Origin of the sequence: Exiguobacterium sp. MH3 (assembly GCF_000496635.1) — a bacterium.
In the GTDB taxonomy this organism is placed as follows: domain Bacteria; phylum Bacillota; class Bacilli; order Exiguobacteriales; family Exiguobacteriaceae; genus Exiguobacterium_A; species Exiguobacterium_A indicum.
Map to the genome: position 1 here is coordinate 1,178,494 of NC_022794.1, position 19,107 is coordinate 1,197,600.

Sequence of the window (19,107 nt, forward strand, 5' to 3'; positions counted from 1 at the left end):
CGGGGAAACCCGTTTTTCTATTGATGTGGAATGAGAATGATTTTCAATAAGGGGAGGAACAGAGCGTGCGAACATGCGAAGAACAAATCGAGCGATTAGCGACCGAGGTGACGCTTCAATCGTTCATGAACAGCTACATCAGAGAAGTGAACCCGGGCGAATGGGTCAACGAGAGACCGTTTGATGCATCCGAGACATCCTCTTTTTATTGGATGAAGCCGTATCTCATCGAAATCAAACGTCGTTCCATCATCGGACGCCACGAGATTGGAATGATTCGTGAAGAGACAAAAAGCGGATGGCGGGAAGTTTCAGCCATGTCCTGTATCATCACCTGTTGCATCAAGCTTCAACAAAAAGACCCGAATCAAACGGACTTACTCTTTCGCGTTCTTGACAGTCACCGGACAGTGCAATTGATTTTAGAGGAACAGCTGAACGCACAAGAGCAAGAGACGTTCATCGATTATGAACAACGCTTGTGGTGTGGTCATTGGTTCCATCCGACCCCGAAAAGTAGAGTCGGTATGACCGACTGGCAACAAAAGGCGTATGCGCCTGAATTCCGTCAACCGTTTCAACTTCACTATTTTACAGTACATGAGACATTGCTCGAAGAACGTTCAGGTAGCTACGAGACAATCAGTCAGCTGATGGAAAATCAACTGGGTGATTTGATTCAAGTGACAGCGCAAGAGCGACTCGTTCCGATTCATCCACTTCAAGCCGAGTATTTGTTGCGTCAGCCGACAGTCAAGCAATGGTTTGAGCAAGGTATTATCCGTTATCACGGCGCATCTGGATCACTTTATAACGCAACTTCGTCGATCCGGACCGTCGAAGCACTCGACCGAAGTCATATGTTGAAGTTATCCATCCCTGTCCAAGTGACGAACTCAAGACGCGTCAACAAGCGACACGAATTAGAGGCTGGTTATCTGATGCATCGCTTGTTTTGTCATCTGTCTCTGCCGGATACGTTTGACCTTATTCACGATCCTGCATATTTAGCAATCTGGACTAAAGAAGAGACCGGATTCGAAGTCATTTTGCGAGAGCCAGCACCCCACGCGGTAAATGTTGCGGCACTCGTCCAACCGGCATTACCGAATTCAGAATCGCTCCTGCTGCGGCTCATCCGGCAGTCGGGATCAATCGCATCGAAACATGTCACTCGGTGGTGGAAACAGTACCTGGAGTTGACGTTAGGAGCGATCGTTACACTATATGAGGAACAAGGAATCGGACTCGAGGCGCATCAGCAAAATAGTCTCATCACATTCGAAGACGGATGGCCGGTTCGATATCACGTCCGAGATAATCAAGGCTATTACTTAGCAGACACGAATCGAGATTCCTTTACCCTGCTGGAACCGGAACTGAAGCATACGACGTTATTCTACCCAGAAGAAGTCATTGCTGAGCGTTTGACGTACTACATGATTTGGAACCATCTAGCGAGTATCATCGACCGATTGGCAGCAGACACATTATTAAAGGAAGAAGTTGCTATCGCCTTACTGCACGAATGGTGTCAGGTACGAGTTGAAAATCTAGAAGGGCGAGGCAGAGCTTGGCTTTTGATGTTGTTAGAATCGCCGACACTTCCATATAAGGCGAATTTACTAACACGCCTACAAGGACTCGATGAACTTGAAGTCGAGGGGGAACGGGTTTGTTTCATCGACTTGGATAATCCGTTACGGGAGGGCAACTATGCTTTACGACAGCAAAACACGCATCTGCAAACAACTTCTTGAGAGTTTGTTATTCGAGCAGATTCTTCCTTTTACTGAAATGAACAACGGAACGAAGCATCGTTTTACATTCCACATAAAAGATAGTGAAGTGACAGTCGAAGGCAAACGCGGTCCTTTCGACCGAATACGACTCGACATCAAGACGTTACGCTCATCAACGTCATCTGGCGTCAACGATTGGTTTGAGCAACTTTTGACGCAGTTGCCGATCTCGGACGACTTTCAGGAAGAGTTGCGACGGACACATGATTTCGATGACTTGTCGCAGCGACATCGTCTACGAATCCACCGAGCAGGCTTGGATTATGAAGAGTTGGAGCAGACCATCATCGAAGGGCATCCCTACCATCCTTGTTACAAATCAAGGATTGGCTTTTCGCGAGCTGACCATGAGGCCTATGGACCTGAAGCAGGCAATCGATTCCAGTTGCACTGGATTGCCTTACCTTCTACGCTCGTTCAAGGGAATGGAATCTTACCTATTCCACTGATCCTTGGAGAACCGCTCCTACATATGTTTTTAGTCAAACTGGAAGAGCTCAATCAAACCGATTATCAGATTCTTCCGGTCCACCCATGGCAATGGTTACGTATCAAGCAGGAGGTGGCACAAGTCGGAGGTGTCGACTTAGGAGAAGGCGGGATATTCGTGCAAGCGACGCAGTCGATTCGAACCGTTTTTTGTCCAGGTCAGCCCGAACTACCGCATATCAAATTGCCGCTCGACTTGAAGCAAACGTCAGCCGTTCGGACTTTTTCCGTGCCGAATGTCGTGGCAGCTCCTGCAGTATCGGATTGGTTGAAAAAACAGGCGAGTGAATTGCCGATGACGTTGTTATCTGAATTTGCTTCATGCGTCGGCTCGAGCGGTCCACTTGCGGGTCGGGTCGGCTGTGTCTTTCGTGAAAACGTCTTGACGTATGCTCAACCGGGTGAGCAAGTCATGCCTTTGACCGCACTTGCTCAAATCGAGGTGGATGGACGACATTTTTTAGGACCGTGGTTGGAACGATATGGTCATGAACGGTGGCTTCGTCGATTCTTTGGCGTCTATCTCGAACCAGTCATCCGACTCGTGATCGAGAAAGGAATCGGTGTGGAAGCTCACGCTCAAAATACGTTACTTGTCTTGCGGGACGGATGGCCGGAACGGATCATTCTCCGCGATTTTCATGATAGCGTCGAATTCGTCACCGAGTTACTCGACGATCCATCGAATGTACCCGATTTTAAGAGGCTACATCCTGATTTTGATGCACCGCTCAACACCTATTACGAAATGTCACACCCGCTTGCCTTACGCGAGCTGCTGTACGATACATTATTCGTCTATCATTTGACGGAACTAGCGTATCAACTTGAACTGACGGAGAACTTGAATGAAGCGACGTTCTTTGATTGGATGCATCAGACGATCGAGGGGTTGCCGATTGATCGGGACCGACTAGAACGCATCGGATGGTACGAACAAAGAGTAACGGCAGAAGCCTTACTGGCACCACGGTTTGGTTTGACGAATCAAATCGATGTAAAAAATTCACTAGTTCAACGAGGAGAGGAAGACAATCATGCTATGGATTGAGAAAGAATGGGTGACAGAAGAAGAATTGACGACACACGAACTGGTGAAGCAGTCGTTCATAACGGAAGGGAAGACCGTAGCCATCTGTACGTCAGATACAAAAGCGTGGTTAGCTCTCTGTCTTGCGATGCGACGCATGAATGGAACAATCCTTCCCATTCATCCGGATACGCCTGTTTCCGGTGCTGAGCGTCTAGCGATACAAGCCGGATGTGACTATTTGATTTATCAAGAGACCATCGTTCCGCTTCCGGAAGCGGAAAAACGTGCGGGTGGATTGATTCAATTCAGTTCCGGTACGACGGGGCAACCGAAAATCATTCACCGGACATGGGAGTCGATCGAGACGGAACTGAATGCCTATACGAATAGTTTTCCGCTGACGACGAAAGCGACGATCGTTGCTTGTCCGACGTCGCACTCATTCGGATTACTGTGTGGAGTGTTCGCGACTTTAAGACGTGGAGCAACACCAGTCATCTTACAAGATTTCTCACCACGTCATGTGCTAGCAATCCATCGTTTGCATCCGGACGCGATCATCTATACGGCACCGGGACTGGCGTATGCGATGAGTTTGTTCCCGGAATCCGTTCACGCAGTGATGATTTCCGGGATGACATTACCAGAAAAGTGGTTCCGTTCGATTGAACGGAAGACACATCATTTGCTTCAACAATATGGCTGTTCAGAAATCGGCTGTATCGCACTTCATCCGAATCCGCCGAGTCCGCAAGCGATCGGCTTTCCACTAGAGCATCTTGAGATTGAAACTGGAACGAAGGGAAAACCAGCAGAATTAGTCGTTTCGCAACAAGGCGTACGGATTGGTACGAAGGATTTAATGTACGTTGAAGACGGGCTGCACTTTCTTAGCCGACTCGATGAGATGATCAATGTGTCTGGCTTATCTGTCTATCCCGGGGAAGTCGAAGATGTCTTGTATCAGCTGCCGACCGTCGAGGCTGTCGTCGTCTTTAAACGAATGGATGCGTTCCAAGGAGAGCGCGTCTGCGCTCAACTCGTGACGACGGCATCGGAGGAAGAACTAAAACAACATTGCAAGAAGCATCTCGCACCTCATCAACGACCGACGGAGTGGCAACTCGTTGAGCAAATTGAGCTATCTGCGAATGGGAAAGTGAGTAGAAAACGATTGGGGGAACAAACATGTCCCGTTTAACGATTGCGCAATTCGAAGATATACTGACCGAACAGCTCGAATGGTCATCATCTGTCGCTATTTCGACAACAGACTCTCTACGAGATGATCTAGGACTGGATTCGATGCGCTTGATTCATCTGTTGCTTCACCTTGAATTGGAACACGGATTAGTGATTCCTGATGAGCACATGTCAGCCCTTCCCAAAATGCGAGTAGAAGAGTTGATGTCTGTTTTACAGGAGGTCATTCATGATTAAAGTACACTGTCTCGTCAGTTGCGTCTGCGAGACGATCAAACGATCGGACGCGGACCATCGTCCCTATTACTTTGGCGTGTGGGATTCTTCGTTTTCCTTGTCAGCCGATTATGTCCTCTCGCATCATGATGAAACAATCAACCATCAGGAGATGCTTGTTTGGTATGAACGTCTTTACGGAATCCCAGTCGAAGAATGGTACGATCACAAACAATCAAAAGAAGAAAACATCACTCAGCTGATTCAACGGATTGAACAGAAAAATATGGACGAGTCAGTGATCGTCATGTTGGATTTAGCTAGTCTACCTGAGCGCGAAAATAAATTTCACCATGATGTGTTTCCCCACTACGTCATGTTAGAGGCGACAGAAGATCCGGAAATATGGCATATGCTTGATCCTGATTTCCGGTATGAAGGTGAACTAGAAAGAGAACGTATTCTTGCAGCAGTACGCCATCGTGCTGTCGCTGGTGGGTTTGCGTTTCGAAGTACGGATGTTCGAATACCGAATGCGACGACGGTAAGTGCGTATTTCATGAGTTGTATAAACGTACAACATCCATTGACTGAGGCAGTCAAACGTGTTGTGCATCACTATCGTGAACAACCTGAGGGATTACCGAATGCCTTAAAGCAGTTACCTGTCATTGCCATTCGAAAATATGCCTATGAGCATGCATTTGCTTATTTATATGAAGCGATTGGACGCGACTTGCAGACATCTGACTTTGAAGAATGGACGGATGAGGTTGAAACATTAGTCAATCAATACTCTGTCATCCAACATCGGGCTGTCAAATACGCTGTAACGCGCCAACCGGAAGTGTACTTAGAAATCGAACGATTGATCGAAGAACAATGGGCACGGGAGAGTGCAATCAAACGGCAACTCGTCGACACGTTCCATGCGTATCAACGACAGGAGGGAATTGAACATGAAACTCGCACTCTGTACGATCAGCTATCGGCATCATCTGCGTTCATTTAATGATTTGATCGATTTTGCTTCAGAAGAACACTTTGACGCCATTGATATTTGGGGAGTTCATGCTGAACATTTAAGAACGGAAGAAGTCGATCGGCTGAAGTCGTCCCATCTGAACGTCAGTATGTTGAGTCATTATTTAAATTTAAACGCACCGATGTCAAAACTACTTGCGGAGACGAAACGACTCTCGCGATTAGCGACACGAATCGGAACGCAGCGCATCCGCATCTTTGCGGGGAATGAGGCGAGCCATACCTTATCCGATGCCAAATGGGATCAACTCGTTTATCGGTTGAAGGGGATTTGCCGTGTCCTTGATTCTGCAGGACAGCGATTATTACTTGAATTTCATCCGAATACTGCAACAGATACGGTAGAGGCAACGGTTCGTTTATTACAAGCGATCAACCACCCGGCATGTCGGATCAACTTTGACGTCTTACACGTCATCGAATCAAAGGCAGATCCCGTCGAAGCATACTTCAGACTCGCATCGTATGTGGATCACCTACATTTAAAAACAGTGGCGAATGTTGATCAATTTTCAGTCTTTGAACCAACAAATGTCTATGCGGCAAGCGGATCGCGGGAAGGGATGGTTCCATTGTTCGAAGGCATCGTCGATTATCACCAGTTCTTTGAAGACGTTTCAGGTCATCTCGATCACTTGACAGCAAGTCTCGAATGGTTCGGTCCTGATCCAGACAAGCGTTTAAAAAGTGATCGACTTCTTATTGTTCAAGCACTTGAAAGAGTACCCGTTTTGTCAAAATGATTCGAATCGATGGGGTTTAAACGTCAGCAGAAAAGGCAATTCCTCTACTGTATGTCATTGACTATCGTGTCCCTTACAGAAAGGATGTTGAAACATGTCAGAACGTGTCTTCATTAGTCCCTCAAAGTATGTCCAAGGAAAGGATGTCATTGACCGGCTCGGTACATATGTGAGCCCGTTCGGTGAAAAAGCGCTCGTCATCGCGGATGATGTCGTCTGGAAAATCGTCAAGGAACGTGTTGAGCATTCGTTGTCCGGCGAAAACGTCGGCATCGAGAAAGCGGACTTCAGTGGTGAAGCCTCACGGCATGAAGTGAAACGAATCGCTGAGCAAGCACAAGCGGCAGATGTCCGGTTCGTCATGGGTGTGGGAGGCGGAAAGACGCTCGATACGGCAAAAGCCGTCTCGGATGAGCTGAACGTGTCCGTCGTCATCGTTCCGACGCTTGCTTCGACCGATGCCCCGACGAGTGCCCTCTCGGTCATCTATTCTGACGAAGGGATTTTTGAAAGTTATCGCTTCTATAAGAAGAATCCCGATCTCGTTCTCGTCGATACGAAATTGATCGCCCAAGCACCAGCCCGTTTCTTCGCGTCCGGAATCGCCGATGCGCTCGCGACGTGGGTCGAGGTCCGGAGTGTCGTCGCTTTTGGTGGACAAACGATGGCAGGGGGACGTCCGACGATTGCGGCACAAGCGATCGCCAAACGGTGTGAGGAAGTCTTGTTCGAGCATGGTCGCTTGGCGTATGAATCCGTTCAGGCGCAAGTCGTCACGCCGGCACTTGAAGCCGTCGTCGAGGCAAATACGCTCTTAAGTGGACTCGGCTTCGAGAGTGGTGGATTAGCTGCAGCGCATGCGATCCATAACGGGTTCACGGCACTTGACGGTGAGATTCACCACTTAACGCATGGTGAGAAAGTTGCCTTTGGTACACTCGTTCAACTGGCGCTCGAAGAACATCCACAAGAAGAAATCGAGCGGTACATCGCGCTCTACACGGATCTTGGCTTACCGGTGACGCTCGAAGACGTCAAGCTAAAAGATGCGTCGCGTGAAGACATCGTCAAGGTCGGCGAGGCAGCGACTGCTGAAGGCGAGACGATCCACAGCGGTTTTAACGTCACGGCGGACGAAGTCGCGGATGCGATCATCGCAGCTGACCGCTATTCGAAAGCGTATCTAGCGAAACATGCTTCTTCCTGATTGATGCGTTTAAATCCGCTTCCTCTACCGAGAGGAAGCGGATTTTTTATGGGCTTTCGTCGAATGACGCTTGAATTCTTCTTAAAAACACGCTATCGTTATAAAACGTAATGATTACGATTTAATTAAGGTAAAGGAGTTTTTGTGATGACGGATCGATATGAATGGGTGATTGTTGGCGGAGGAATTCATGGAATGACGGTATTCAATGCCTTACGTGAAAAAGGAATCGATCGGGAGATGATACGGATCATCGACCGTCATCGGCAACCATTGATGAACTGGCGGAAACAAACCGAACGGATTGGCATACCTTACCTACGTTCAACTCGTGTGCACCACACTTCGACGAATCCGACGAGTCTCAGGCATCATGCGGAAGAACAGGATTATACACATCAAGCCTTCAAGGATACATACGGACGGCCATCCTTGGAATTATTCAACGACCATGCCCTTCAATTGGCGCAGCAAAATGAAGTGGAGGCGAGCTGGGTCCAAGGGGAAGTCACAGGACTAAGACGAGAAAGCGGAACGTGGATTGTCTCGACAGACGAAGGCGAGTTACGAACAAACCATGTCGTTCTCGCTCTCGGACAATCGGAACATCACGTCATGCCAGAATGGGCGAAATCGGCGCGTCACGTTTTCTTATCGAAGCACGATACACCACCGGTCGTCATCATCGGAGGTGGGATTAGTGCTCTGCATCATACGATTCAATGTGCCGAGCGCTATCCCGGGCAGGTGACCCTTCTTTCACGACGTCCGCTCGAAAAAAGTGCATTCGATGCCGATCGAAAATTCATGGGACCAAAAGGATTGACACCATTCAAGTCCTTGTCGGCTAGCGAGAAACGAGCGCTGATCGTACAGGAGCGTCGCCCGGGAACGGCAACACAGGATTTGATTCAACGTGTCCGTCATCTGATTCGAGAAGGAATCATCAGTCATGTGATTGGTGAAGTCGAGCAGGAAGTCGAAAGCGGAGTAAAGCTGATGGATGGTCGTATTCTCACCGCTGAATCGATTATTTGCGCAACGGGTATCCGTCCGATGGTCGTTGAAGGATCTTGGCTTGAAGCCGTCCAGCAAGAGTTGAAGCTGCCATTATCTCCTTGCCGGACACCATTACTAGATGAAGAAACCTTTGAATGGGGAGAGAATCTATTTGCGACAGGTAGCCTCGCTGACTTAACGGTTGGTCCGTTCGCTCGCTCGATTTACGGAGGACAAGCCGCAGCGCGTGCGATCGCCTCGACGATTGAAGCGAAACAGACAGAAATGCTCGTCTAACACTATATCGCTATCCCCGTAAACATTACGAGAAGTCATGTTTACGGGGATTTTAATGAAAGAAAGACAATCTTATCAATTCAACGAATTAGTCTAGTAAGATTTAACGCTAGTCGCTTGCTATCATCATGAAAGTAAGTTGACTCATTTGGGTGTAATTGGATAAAATGTAAAATTAGATGGAATTCAAAAAAGGTACCCCGGACGGAGTACCTTAAACGTATTTATAGGAAAGCGAGTGGGTTGACACTGCTTGCTGCAGACGAACCGCTGTAGGTGTAGTTTCCACGGTGGATCTCGAAGTGCAGGTGAGATCCGAATGAGTTACCAGTGCTACCGACAGCTCCGATGTTCGCGCCTTTCGGGATTGATTGACCGACAAAGACAGAACGTTTGCTAAGGTGAGCATACACTGTTGTGTACGAAATACCGTTCACTTTATGTTCGACCATGACATGGTTACCATAAGCTCCCTGATATGATGATTTGATGACTTTTCCGGCAGCAGCTGCTTTAACTGGTGCTCCAGTCGGTGCTCCAAAGTCAATTCCGTTGTGGAACGTGTAGCCGTACTTACCGCTAGCATTCCCGTAGCCTTGCGTGATTGGTCCGCTTGTCGGACGCATGAATCCAGTTGATGAAGAGAACGAAGCTTTTTTCGCTGATTTGCTAGAAGTACTGTACTTCTTGACGTAACCAGAATAGACGTAGCGTTTTTCACCTTTATGCATGATTTTCGTCCAGTTCCCTGTCTGACCGAGGTACTTGAATGTTTGACCCGCATTGACGCCGTCGACGATGCGGTGTTTCAACGATGGACCAGTCCGGACGCGAAGTCCGTCTGCTTTAATCTTTACTTTATACGATGAGCCAGAAGAGGCTTCAACTTTACCTGTACCCGTAGCTGCAAAACCTGAAACAACGAGGGCGCTCATTGCTAACGTCGTGATTGTTCGTTTCATGAATGTTCCTCCTAAGTTGAATATCTAGTGTTGTCGTCGGAATGACATCTATAGAAGTGGATGCGTTTAGTGTGTATTGAAGTGAGTGATGCGGTCATTTGACTAACGAGAGTATAGCATTCAACTATCAGACCGTTGTGTTTCAATTCGATTGCTAAAATATATTCTAATAACATTTGTTGTAATATTGAGTGCTCGTTCAATTCGAAAATCCTTTAAAATCAAGATGAATTTATGTTACAACGAGATGAATTTGATGACAAAATAGAATCGTGGGAAATGATGAGAAAGTATGGGAATCTAATAAGAAGAGAGTAGGAAATAAAATGGACTTAACGTTTACAGTAGATCAAAAAAAGCTTAACATTCGCGCAGTGGCGTTGCTCATACAAGATGGACATCTTTTGATTCATCGTCAAGGAGAAGATGATTTTTGGTCATTACCGGGAGGACGCGTCCAGTTCGGTGAGAGTGGTGCAAAAGCAATTGAACGTGAACTAATTGAAGAACTAGGACAATCGATCGAACCACCAATCTTTCGTTTCCTGCATGAAAATTTCTTTGATTATGCAGCGCACCAATTTCACGAACTGGGACTATTTTATGAAGTGACGTGCCGTGAACCATTACCGCTCTCAACGGATGACTTCTATGGACCAGAAGGTGAAGGATTGACATATCGGTTCGTACCGTTCGAAAAGTTAGATCAATATACGTTGTATCCAAGTGAACTCACGCATATGCTCCGAACGAGTATATTCCCGCCCCTGTTGACGAATGACATCTGACTTTTTTAGAAAAGCGTTTACATATACTTCGCAAGGGAATCGTTGAACATATGATTCATTATGTCATCGATGAGGGAGTGAAACGTTCATGAGGGAAGAGCAGTTCGAAGCGTTACATCAGGAAGCACGAGGGCAGACGCAAGAGCGACAGCCGGGCATCGAATATATCATGAAACCGGAGCCGATCTACGATGATCCAGATTATGTCGGTTCAGGTAAGTTAAAAGGGAAAGTCGCGTTGATTACCGGAGGGGATAGTGGAATCGGGCGTGCTGTTGCCGTCGCTTTCGCTAAAGAAGGGGCGAACGTCGCGATCGTTTACTTAAATGAGGGGAAAGACGCTGAAAAAACGGTGGCAACCATCGAATCATACGGCGTCAAAGCATTAAAGATCGCGAAAGATATTAGTCGACCGGAACACGCACAACCAATCATCGATACCGTCATCGCAGAGTTTGGACAATTGAACATTCTCGTTAATAATGCCGGGAAACAATTCCCGCAAGATGACTTTCTAGCCATCACACCGGATCAACTCCGAGAAACGTTCGAGACGAATGTATTCTCGATTGTCTACCTGACGCAAGCCGCATTGCCGCATCTAAAAAAAGAAGACACGATCATTAATACCTCGTCCGTGACAGCATACGCCGGTGCACCAACGTTGATCGATTATTCGGCGACGAAGGGAGCAATCGCGACACTGACGCGTTCACTTGCATCAAGCTTGATTAAACAAGGGATTCGGGTCAATGCCGTCGCACCAGGTCCGATTTGGACACCGCTCATTCCAGCGACGTTCACGAAGGAAAAAGTGGAGGCACACGGGGAAAACACGTTAATGAAGCGTCGGGGTCAACCGTCTGAGAATGCAGCGGCCTATGTGTATCTCGCCTCCCGCGATTCAAGTTACGTCACAGGTCAGACGATTCATATCAACGGCGGCGATTACATTACGTCTTAAGGGGGAGATCAAGATGAAGAAAAATCCGAATGAAGTGCCAGAACGCGAACCGGATCATCAACCGGACGAGGTCCCGCAGACACCACCGAGTGAGGTGCCAGATACGCCACAGGAGGACCCAGTCCGTCAGCCGGAACCGGATACGTTCCCAGAACCAACCGAGATTCCGGATACACCGCAGGAAGATCCGAATCCCTATTAACGAGTGAAGTGACCACCATCCAAAATCGGATGGTGGTTTTTTCGTGATAAAGAAGACAAACTATCTTGACAGTCAAACTGTATGGTGAGTATGATACAGAAGAGAAGTGTATTATTGTTTTAATACATTATACAGGAAAGGGAGGTCTACCGATGCAGTTCGACCAAAGAAGCCCGGTGTACCTGCAGGTCGTCCGTTGGTTCAAACAACGAATCGCGACCGAGGAATTGCAAAGCGGGCAAGAAATCCCGTCCCGCCGCGAAATCGCCGCACAGCTCGGAATCAATCCGAATACCGCACAAAAAGCATACAAAGAGATGGAGGAGCAGCAATTGATTACAACAGAACGGAATGTCCCGAGTAAGATTACACGTGATCCACAAGTCGTCCAAAAAGTACGTGCCGAGATGCTGGAAGAAGCCGTCTCTGAATTCATCGATGCCGTCAAGGCAATTCAAATCCCACTCGATGAGGTCGTCTCGAAGGTCGAGACGGTCTATCAGGAAACGGAACGGAGGAAGATCGATGCTTGAAGTCCATGGCTTACAAAAGAAGTACGGGAAAAAACCGGTTCTTCAAGGAGTATCGTTCTCGGTTCCGATGGATCAACTGACGTGTCTGATCGGTTTGAACGGTGAAGGAAAATCGACGATCCTGAAGGCAATCGCAGGTCTCGTCCCAGTCAACGCGGGAACAGTTCTCGTCGATGGCGATGTCAATCGAAACAAGATCGCCTTCGTTCCGGATATCCAAACGATGCCCGGCTACATGACGGTCGGTGATGCGCTGACGTATATGGCGGATTATTACTCCGACTGGAACCAGGCGACAGCGGATGAACTGATGCGGATCTTCCAGCTGTTATCGACAGATAAAATTACGGACTTATCAAAAGGAAACCAGGCGAAGGTCAGCTTGATTCTTGGTTTTGCGCTCGATCGTCCTTACTTACTACTCGACGAACCATTCGCTGGGATCGATCTGTTTACGAAAGAACAGATCGCAGGACTATTCTCGAGTCACTTCATGGAAGGACGCGGTATCCTGATGACGACACACGAAATTCAGGAAATCGAGCACTTGATCGACCGGGTCGTCTTCTTACAGGACGGTCGAATCATCGATGAACATGAGACGGAAGAGATGCGAGAACTGTACGGGAAATCGGTCCAGGACCGGATGCGGGAGGTCTATCAGCGATGAAACAATACATACAATTGACGAATGAAGAGATTAAGCGGAGTTTTAAGCTTTATGTGATTGTCGTGCTTTCAATGGTAGCAATTGAGCTGGTGTCGGTCGTTGCGCAAGTCATGTATCACGCACGGAAAGTCGAGAATTTCATGGAACTTAATCGAGTTTCCGTCGCAGAAGCACTTAAACAAATTGATACACTTGGATACTCTGAGGCGTCCTCTTTCTTTAGTTATGTGACTCTGATCGGAATGGCGATTGTTGTCATCTATGCGATTCAAATTTGGTATCGAGATTGGTTAGGAGAAACAAAGTATATTTATCGTTTATTGATGCTTCCAGGAAATCGGGCAAGCATTTTCTTCTCAAAATTGACGACAGTCTTTTTAATCATCGTAAGTTTTATTGGCATTCAGTGGTGTGTATTGCAATCAGGTTTTTATCTGTTTGATTGGTTGATTCAGCCGGAATATCAAAATCAAAGTGACTTAAGTCCAGTCCGAAACGTGATGAACGATTTTTATACGATGAATCTGATCGACTTAGGGATCATTCTCGCCATTTCACTATTCATTGTCAGTTTTATTTTCTTGTTGGTTTTAATCGAACGTTCATTCCGTAAAGGAAAAGCCATTATCAGAATTGGACTTGAAATTTTTGTTCCTGTTGCTTTAACGATTGGTATATTAGCGCTTTTAGATGAGACGCGTTACTTACTGGAGACAGAGGCGATGTTTCTTCTGATTGGGTTAAGTCTCTGTTACTTCGTGTACATGATCTGGAAAAGTCTTCGATTACTGCAACGAAAAATTACGGTGTAAGGAGTATACTATGCGAACCTATAAATATATATTGTGTTTGGGAGTCATTTGTATTTTGACACTTGGAGTCTACGCCGTGTACTCTTCTTCAACAGATGAGCCCACATTTACGGTCCAAACGTTACAGGGAACTTCAGATGATCCGTTGGTGAAACAACTTCAATTCGAATTCAATGATCCTGAAAGTTATAAAACAGATTACGAAGTTACGTTAAAAGGAGAAGTTGAAAAAAAGCGAACGAATTATTTGTCTGAGTTCGCTAGAGATTACTCCGATGTGACGGATGCCCCGCGTAGTTTCCGGCATTTCATGAACCAAATCGAATTATCACGATATGAGCAAGACAAAGAGGTATTTGGATTACACGTCAATGAAGATGGATCATGGGATCTACAATCATGGAAACGTGGCACGGAAAAGGTGCAGATTGTTTCTTTACCAAAACCGGCAAAGACTAAAGGGATCTACTATCAACCATTTCAACGAACGAAACAGAAGTTATATGTCAAACGAATTGGCGATGTTATACAAAAACCAGGTACAAATCATATCTACGTGATTGATTTAAAGAAAAAAACAGTCCAACTTATGGATTTACCATTTCAATTAACAGAAGACGATGAGGTACTCGCCATCTATCAGAATCGTGTCTTATATCGACAGATGCCTGACGATTCCAAGACAAGAGTTTATCTGAGAGACAATTCAAAAACGACACGATTAAAGTTGTTTGAAGTTGAAGACATGTGGGATACACGTGTGATAGACGAAGGTACCGTCGTAGGGATGACAGAGAACATGACCGAAACAAAAATCAAATGGTCGACGTTTGACTTACGAACAAAGCAATTCACGCAGCATCGTTATGATTTACCTAAACGAGATGCCAATGAAGTGCAACGACACACATCGGCAATCCTTGAGAACGATTTAGTGTATTCCTTCATCGAAACAAAGAAAAATGGCACATCTATCCTTGTTTTAGATGCACAGACTGAAGAAGTTCGATACGAGGGGACAATCAAATATGACATGCCTAAGAGTGACCTTCAACTCAACGGGATGACAATCAACTGAACTACGAAAAAATAGTAAAATATTTGAAACCTCCCGTTTTCTTTCGACGTATAAAGACTATACAAAGGGGGAACTCACATGCAATTCTTGATTTTTGTTGTCTTCGCAGGTGCTATGTATTGGTTCTACTACAATTTCTTACTCGGGTATCGTAAGAAAAACATCACGATGACGTTCGACGATCGGTTTTATTCACTCGACGAACATGTCGCAGCAATCGAACAAAAACTCGCAACGGATGGGCATTCGGCACGTTATCTCGGTGACCGTCGCTTTGAAGTTGATGGTAAACCATACCTATTCCTCGAGCGTACGGTCTCAGTCGGCGGGACCCCGACACAACAGACGATTCTTGAGCAACAAAAAAAATAACTCTCCCCGTGCGGGAGAGTTTTTTTGTTAGACTGGAATCCGGTCAAGGGGATGCGGTTGCTGCGACGAGCGATACCAGCGGATGATCCAGTAATCGATACCGATTTGATACGCAAAGCGTCCTGCAGCCAGTAAGGCGATTGATGCTGCTAAGAATACTGGATTCAACGCAATCGTCCCAGCGAGTAAGTAATTGAGATTCATGATGCTTCCGACGACCATTGCAGGAACCGTCAACAGACTAAGAATCAACAGGATTCCGACGACGAGTTCCGCGAACGGAATCAAGGCGTTGATCAGCCCGACGTTCGGTAAGGCGAGTTGCTCAATCCACGTCGCGTACCAGGAACTGACGAGTGCGTCTTCGCCCGTTGACTTCGCGAGCGCTCCTTCGAGAAACGGTTTTGCATCAAAGCCATTAATGTACTTACCGATTCCAGCGATGAACCACTGGATTCCGAGCCAGAGTCGGATGATTGTCAACAGACCGAGACCGATGATGTGTAATGCTTTCACTTTCAGACACTCCTCTACTACAACATAGTCCCCATCATACTGAAAAATCATCAGCGAGATGGGGACTATCATCATAACGTCATCGAACCGTCATCGACCTGTTACAAAAAAGGACAAGGTAACGGTTTCATGAGCGTTGATCGAGGCGATGACTGATTGCAGTTAATAAAGCAGCAACGAGCGCGACCAGTCCACCGACGAGTGCCGTGTTCATCATCGGACCGTTCGCATAGACGATGCCACCGAGTGCCGAACCAAAAGCAATCCCGACGTTACTCGCAACCGGCATCAATGAAGCGGCGAGTCCTTTTGCTTCCGGGTTGAACTTTTCAGCGAGGTCAATCAAATAGATTTGTGTCGAAGTCGTCAGTAGAATCGACATCAACGACATCAAGGCGATGTTGAACAGACCAAGCGGAAGGGATGCTGTCGTGAAGTATAATGCAGCAAGAACGACTGCTTGCACGACGAAGACGAACCGTAAGCGTCCCATCGGATTTTTGCTAGCAATCTTGCCGGCAAGGATGTTACTAAAGATTGAGACGACGCCGTAAGCGAGCAAGATCGGACTGATCCACGTTTTCGCAATCCCGAGTTCTGTTTGCAGAATCGGCACGAGATATGTGTAGACGACGTAAGTTGCCCCGAATCCGAACGATGGAATAAAGAAGGCGATCAGGATCCGTGGGTTGGCGAGCAATCCAAGCTGTTCCTTAATAGAACCGGAACCCGTCGATTGCTGGACCGGAACGATCTTCCATACTGCGAGGAACGCAATCATTCCCATGACTGTCGTTAGCCAGAACGTGGCTTCAAAGCCAGCATGTTGCCCGATGAACGTTCCAATGGGGACACCGAGAACGTTCGCGAGTGTAAAACCACCGAAAATGAACGAGACGGCGACACCGCGTTTGGCGACAGGCACACCGTCACTTGCGACGACCATCGCGAGTGAGATCAAGACACCAGTCAAGATGGCTGTCAGAATGCGGGTTGCGAGCAACACTTCGTAACTTGGAGCAAAACTACTGGCAAGGTTCAGTAAGACCCAGGCGAGTAAGAGACGTAGGATCAGGCGACGCCGTTCCAGATGACCGGTCAGCGACATGACGATCGGTGTACCGATTGCAAAGGAGATGGCAAAGGCTGAGACGAGCGTACCGGCTGTTGCGATCGTGATATCAAGGGCTGAGGAGATTTCAGCGAGGATCCCGACGATGACGAATTCGCTTGTTCCGAGTACGAACGTCAGGAGCGACAACGTGGCGATCAAGAGCCAATCGCGTCGACTTAAACGAGTAGTAGGTGACATGGATAATTCCTCAATTCTAGCGCTTGCGCGCGAAACTATGAGTAACAGGATAGCATGAAACGATTTCGTCGGGTATCGCAAAGCGAGATTTCGGGAAAAGAACCATTATTCGAAATAGCGTGTGAATTTCCAGGCGTACTGTTTTTTGCGTATACTACAGAAGAAGACTACTTATAAAGGAGTGGAAACGATGCAAGCGACAGTGACATGGAACAAACAGATGGGGTTTAGTGGACAGACGGAATCAGGGCATCACCTGGCGATGGATGCAGCACCCGAAAACGGGGGTGAAAATCAAGCGCCGCGACCGACTGAGCTACTGCTACATGCCGTTGCCGGCTGTACCGGAATTGATATCGTTTCGATCTTAGAGAAGATGCGCTTGACGATCACCCATTTCGAAATGGATATCGAAGGAGAACGGGCAGAGGACCATCCGCGGCGTTTTACGTCGATCTCGATTCATTACCGGCTCGAAGGAGATCTCCCGGAAGATAAGGTCCGTCGCGCCATCTCGTTATCAAAGGATAAATATTGTTCGGTCTCGCAATCCCTGAACGCTGAGATTTCCGTCTATTATTCGATCAATGGTGTCCGGAGCGAGGATCCTTTGTGAAGAAAGTCGTACTGATCGGTTGCCTGTTGCTTGCAGGGTGTGCGCAGGAGACGACGGAACCAACGAAATCATCACAACCGGAATCGAAACAACCGACAGAAGAAAAGAAACCGAAGCCTGAGCCGACGAAAGAAGAACGACAACAAGCAAAACTAAAGCAACAATTAAAAGCGATGTCGACGTCAGAAAAAATCGATCAACTGCTCTATATCGGAGTCGCCGGCACGGAACTTTCAGCAGCTGACCGGAAATTGTTACAGACGCATGCGATTGGCGGGGTCTTATTGCTCGGCGGAAACATCACGTCAGAAGAACAACTCTTGACGTTCACACGTGCGATTCAAGAGACGAATCAAAAACCGTATGCGTTTGTTGGGATCGATGAAGAAGGCGGACGGGTCAGCCGGGTACCGGATCAACGATTACGTCTACCGACGAGTCAACGGATGGCGCAAGGAGCAGATGATGCGAAAATGGAAGATGTCGGACGTACGCTCGGACATTTGTCACGATTTTATGGCTTCAACATGGACTTCGCACCGGTCCTAGACGTCAACAGTAATCCGAACAATCCGATCATCGGCGACCGTGCGTTCAGTGCTGATCCGAAGACCGTCGCGACGCTTGGTACGGCCCTGATGCACGGGATGCAGGAGACGGGAACGATTCCGGTCGTCAAACATTTTCCCGGTCACGGCAATACGAGTGTCGATTCCCATGTCGGGCTACCGAAAGTGACGGCATCAAAGGAAGAACTGAAGCAGACGGAACTGTTACCGTTTAAAGAAGCGATTCAAGAGGGCGCCGAGATGGTGATGGTTGCCCATATTCTCTATCCCGCGTATGACGATACGAATCCATCCTCGCTCTCAAAGCCGATCTTGACTGACCTCTTGCGTCAGCAACTCGGATTCAACGGTGTCATCATCACGGATGATCTCGTCATGGGAGCGATCACGAAACGATATGGTCTCGCAGAAGCGGCACGTCAGTCGCTCGTCAATGGAGCTGATATGGCGATGTTTTCAGAGGCAGGTGCTTACGCAAAAGTTCATGCTGAAGTGATGCAAGCCGTCAAAGACCAAACGCTGACGCCGGAGATGCTCGATGCTAAAGTAATGCGCATCCTGAAGCTAAAGCAGACGTATGCCGACAGCCAAGAGCAACAGCGACCGACGAAATCGGAGCTGATTCAGCAAGTGGAAGCGCTCAACTAGGACTAGCGAAGCAAAGCGACTCATGCTAGACT

The 19,107-nt window shown here is 47.4% G+C and carries 21 protein-coding genes; 18 read left to right on the top strand and 3 right to left on the bottom strand.

Annotated features, from left to right (window positions below):
* Positions 1-65: 65 nt before the first annotated feature.
* The 8 genes from U719_RS05915 to U719_RS05950 all read left to right on the top strand — a co-directional run bounded on the left by U719_RS05915 (position 66) and on the right by U719_RS05950 (position 9,033).
* The gene (locus tag U719_RS05915) at positions 66-1,760 is read left to right on the top strand and encodes an IucA/IucC family siderophore biosynthesis protein (protein WP_023467834.1); all 1,695 of its coding nucleotides are present in this window, start codon (positions 66-68) and stop codon (positions 1,758-1,760) included.
* Positions 1,717-3,342: an IucA/IucC family siderophore biosynthesis protein gene (locus U719_RS05920; protein ID WP_023467835.1), complete on the top strand. Its 1,626-nt coding sequence runs from the start codon at positions 1,717-1,719 to the stop codon at positions 3,340-3,342. The genes U719_RS05915 and U719_RS05920 overlap by 44 nt, the downstream gene beginning before the upstream one ends.
* Entirely contained in the window at positions 3,329-4,525 is a 1,197-nt protein-coding gene (locus U719_RS05925; protein ID WP_023467836.1) for an AMP-binding protein, read from the top strand. The genes U719_RS05920 and U719_RS05925 overlap by 14 nt, the downstream gene beginning before the upstream one ends.
* A complete protein-coding gene (locus U719_RS05930) occupies positions 4,513-4,764 on the top strand; it encodes a phosphopantetheine-binding protein (RefSeq protein ID WP_023467837.1) in 252 nt (83 codons plus the stop codon). Before U719_RS05925 ends, U719_RS05930 begins: the two co-directional genes overlap by 13 nt.
* On the top strand, positions 4,757-5,755 hold the full coding sequence (locus U719_RS05935; RefSeq protein WP_023467838.1) for a DUF6005 family protein: 999 nt from the start codon (positions 4,757-4,759) through the stop codon (positions 5,753-5,755). Before U719_RS05930 ends, U719_RS05935 begins: the two co-directional genes overlap by 8 nt.
* Positions 5,703-6,530 carry a sugar phosphate isomerase/epimerase gene (locus U719_RS05940; protein WP_023467839.1) on the top strand — a complete coding sequence of 276 codons (828 nt, stop codon included), beginning with the start codon at positions 5,703-5,705 and terminating at the stop codon, positions 6,528-6,530. Before U719_RS05935 ends, U719_RS05940 begins: the two co-directional genes overlap by 53 nt.
* 94 nt (positions 6,531-6,624) lie before the next feature.
* On the top strand, positions 6,625-7,737 hold the full coding sequence (locus tag U719_RS05945; protein ID WP_023467840.1) for a glycerol dehydrogenase: 1,113 nt from the start codon (positions 6,625-6,627) through the stop codon (positions 7,735-7,737).
* Between the two features lie 147 nt (positions 7,738-7,884).
* Entirely contained in the window at positions 7,885-9,033 is a 1,149-nt protein-coding gene (locus tag U719_RS05950; RefSeq protein WP_023467841.1) for an FAD/NAD(P)-binding protein, read from the top strand.
* 224 nt (positions 9,034-9,257) lie between these two features.
* Here U719_RS05950 and U719_RS05955 read toward each other — a convergent pair whose 3' ends face one another.
* Positions 9,258-9,995 carry a peptidoglycan DD-metalloendopeptidase family protein gene (locus U719_RS05955; RefSeq protein ID WP_023467842.1) on the bottom strand — a complete coding sequence of 246 codons (738 nt, stop codon included), beginning with the start codon at positions 9,993-9,995 and terminating at the stop codon, positions 9,258-9,260.
* 326 nt (positions 9,996-10,321) lie between these two features.
* Between U719_RS05955 and U719_RS05960 the strand changes: the two genes are divergently transcribed.
* From U719_RS05960 to U719_RS05995, 8 genes are all read left to right on the top strand, one after another.
* Positions 10,322-10,783 carry an NUDIX hydrolase gene (locus U719_RS05960; protein ID WP_023467843.1) on the top strand — a complete coding sequence of 154 codons (462 nt, stop codon included), beginning with the start codon at positions 10,322-10,324 and terminating at the stop codon, positions 10,781-10,783.
* An 88-nt stretch (positions 10,784-10,871) separates the two neighbouring features.
* Positions 10,872-11,747, top strand: coding sequence for an SDR family oxidoreductase (locus U719_RS05965; RefSeq protein WP_023467844.1), 876 nt, complete (start codon positions 10,872-10,874; stop codon positions 11,745-11,747).
* A gap of 13 nt (positions 11,748-11,760) precedes the next feature.
* The gene (locus tag U719_RS05970; RefSeq protein WP_023467845.1) at positions 11,761-11,949 is read left to right on the top strand and encodes a hypothetical protein; all 189 of its coding nucleotides are present in this window, start codon (positions 11,761-11,763) and stop codon (positions 11,947-11,949) included.
* Between the two features lie 152 nt (positions 11,950-12,101).
* Positions 12,102-12,482: a GntR family transcriptional regulator gene (locus U719_RS05975; protein WP_023467846.1), complete on the top strand. Its 381-nt coding sequence runs from the start codon at positions 12,102-12,104 to the stop codon at positions 12,480-12,482.
* A complete protein-coding gene (locus tag U719_RS05980) occupies positions 12,475-13,152 on the top strand; it encodes an ABC transporter ATP-binding protein (RefSeq protein WP_023467847.1) in 678 nt (225 codons plus the stop codon). Before U719_RS05975 ends, U719_RS05980 begins: the two co-directional genes overlap by 8 nt.
* Entirely contained in the window at positions 13,149-13,964 is an 816-nt protein-coding gene (locus U719_RS05985) for a hypothetical protein (protein WP_023467848.1), read from the top strand. The genes U719_RS05980 and U719_RS05985 overlap by 4 nt, the downstream gene beginning before the upstream one ends.
* Before the next feature lie 55 nt (positions 13,965-14,019).
* Positions 14,020-15,042 (top strand): hypothetical protein, encoded by a 1,023-nt coding sequence (locus U719_RS05990; protein ID WP_158408685.1) that lies wholly within the window; start codon positions 14,020-14,022, stop codon positions 15,040-15,042.
* A 78-nt stretch (positions 15,043-15,120) separates the two neighbouring features.
* Positions 15,121-15,414, top strand: coding sequence for a hypothetical protein (locus U719_RS05995; RefSeq protein WP_023467850.1), 294 nt, complete (start codon positions 15,121-15,123; stop codon positions 15,412-15,414).
* Between the two features lie 27 nt (positions 15,415-15,441).
* On the opposite strand, the gene U719_RS06000 is transcribed toward U719_RS05995, so the two are convergent.
* Positions 15,442-15,930 (bottom strand): DoxX family protein, encoded by a 489-nt coding sequence (locus U719_RS06000; protein WP_023467851.1) that lies wholly within the window; start codon positions 15,928-15,930, stop codon positions 15,442-15,444.
* 127 nt (positions 15,931-16,057) lie between these two features.
* Positions 16,058-17,242, bottom strand: coding sequence for an MFS transporter (locus U719_RS06005; protein WP_023467852.1), 1,185 nt, complete (start codon positions 17,240-17,242; stop codon positions 16,058-16,060).
* A gap of 190 nt (positions 17,243-17,432) precedes the next feature.
* Between U719_RS06005 and U719_RS06010 the strand changes: the two genes are divergently transcribed.
* Both U719_RS06010 and nagZ read left to right on the top strand, forming a co-directional pair.
* A complete protein-coding gene (locus tag U719_RS06010) occupies positions 17,433-17,858 on the top strand; it encodes an OsmC family protein (protein ID WP_023467853.1) in 426 nt (141 codons plus the stop codon).
* A complete protein-coding gene (gene nagZ / locus U719_RS06015; protein ID WP_035398024.1) occupies positions 17,855-19,075 on the top strand; it encodes a beta-N-acetylhexosaminidase in 1,221 nt (406 codons plus the stop codon). The genes U719_RS06010 and nagZ overlap by 4 nt, the downstream gene beginning before the upstream one ends.
* Positions 19,076-19,107: the final 32 nt, after the last annotated feature.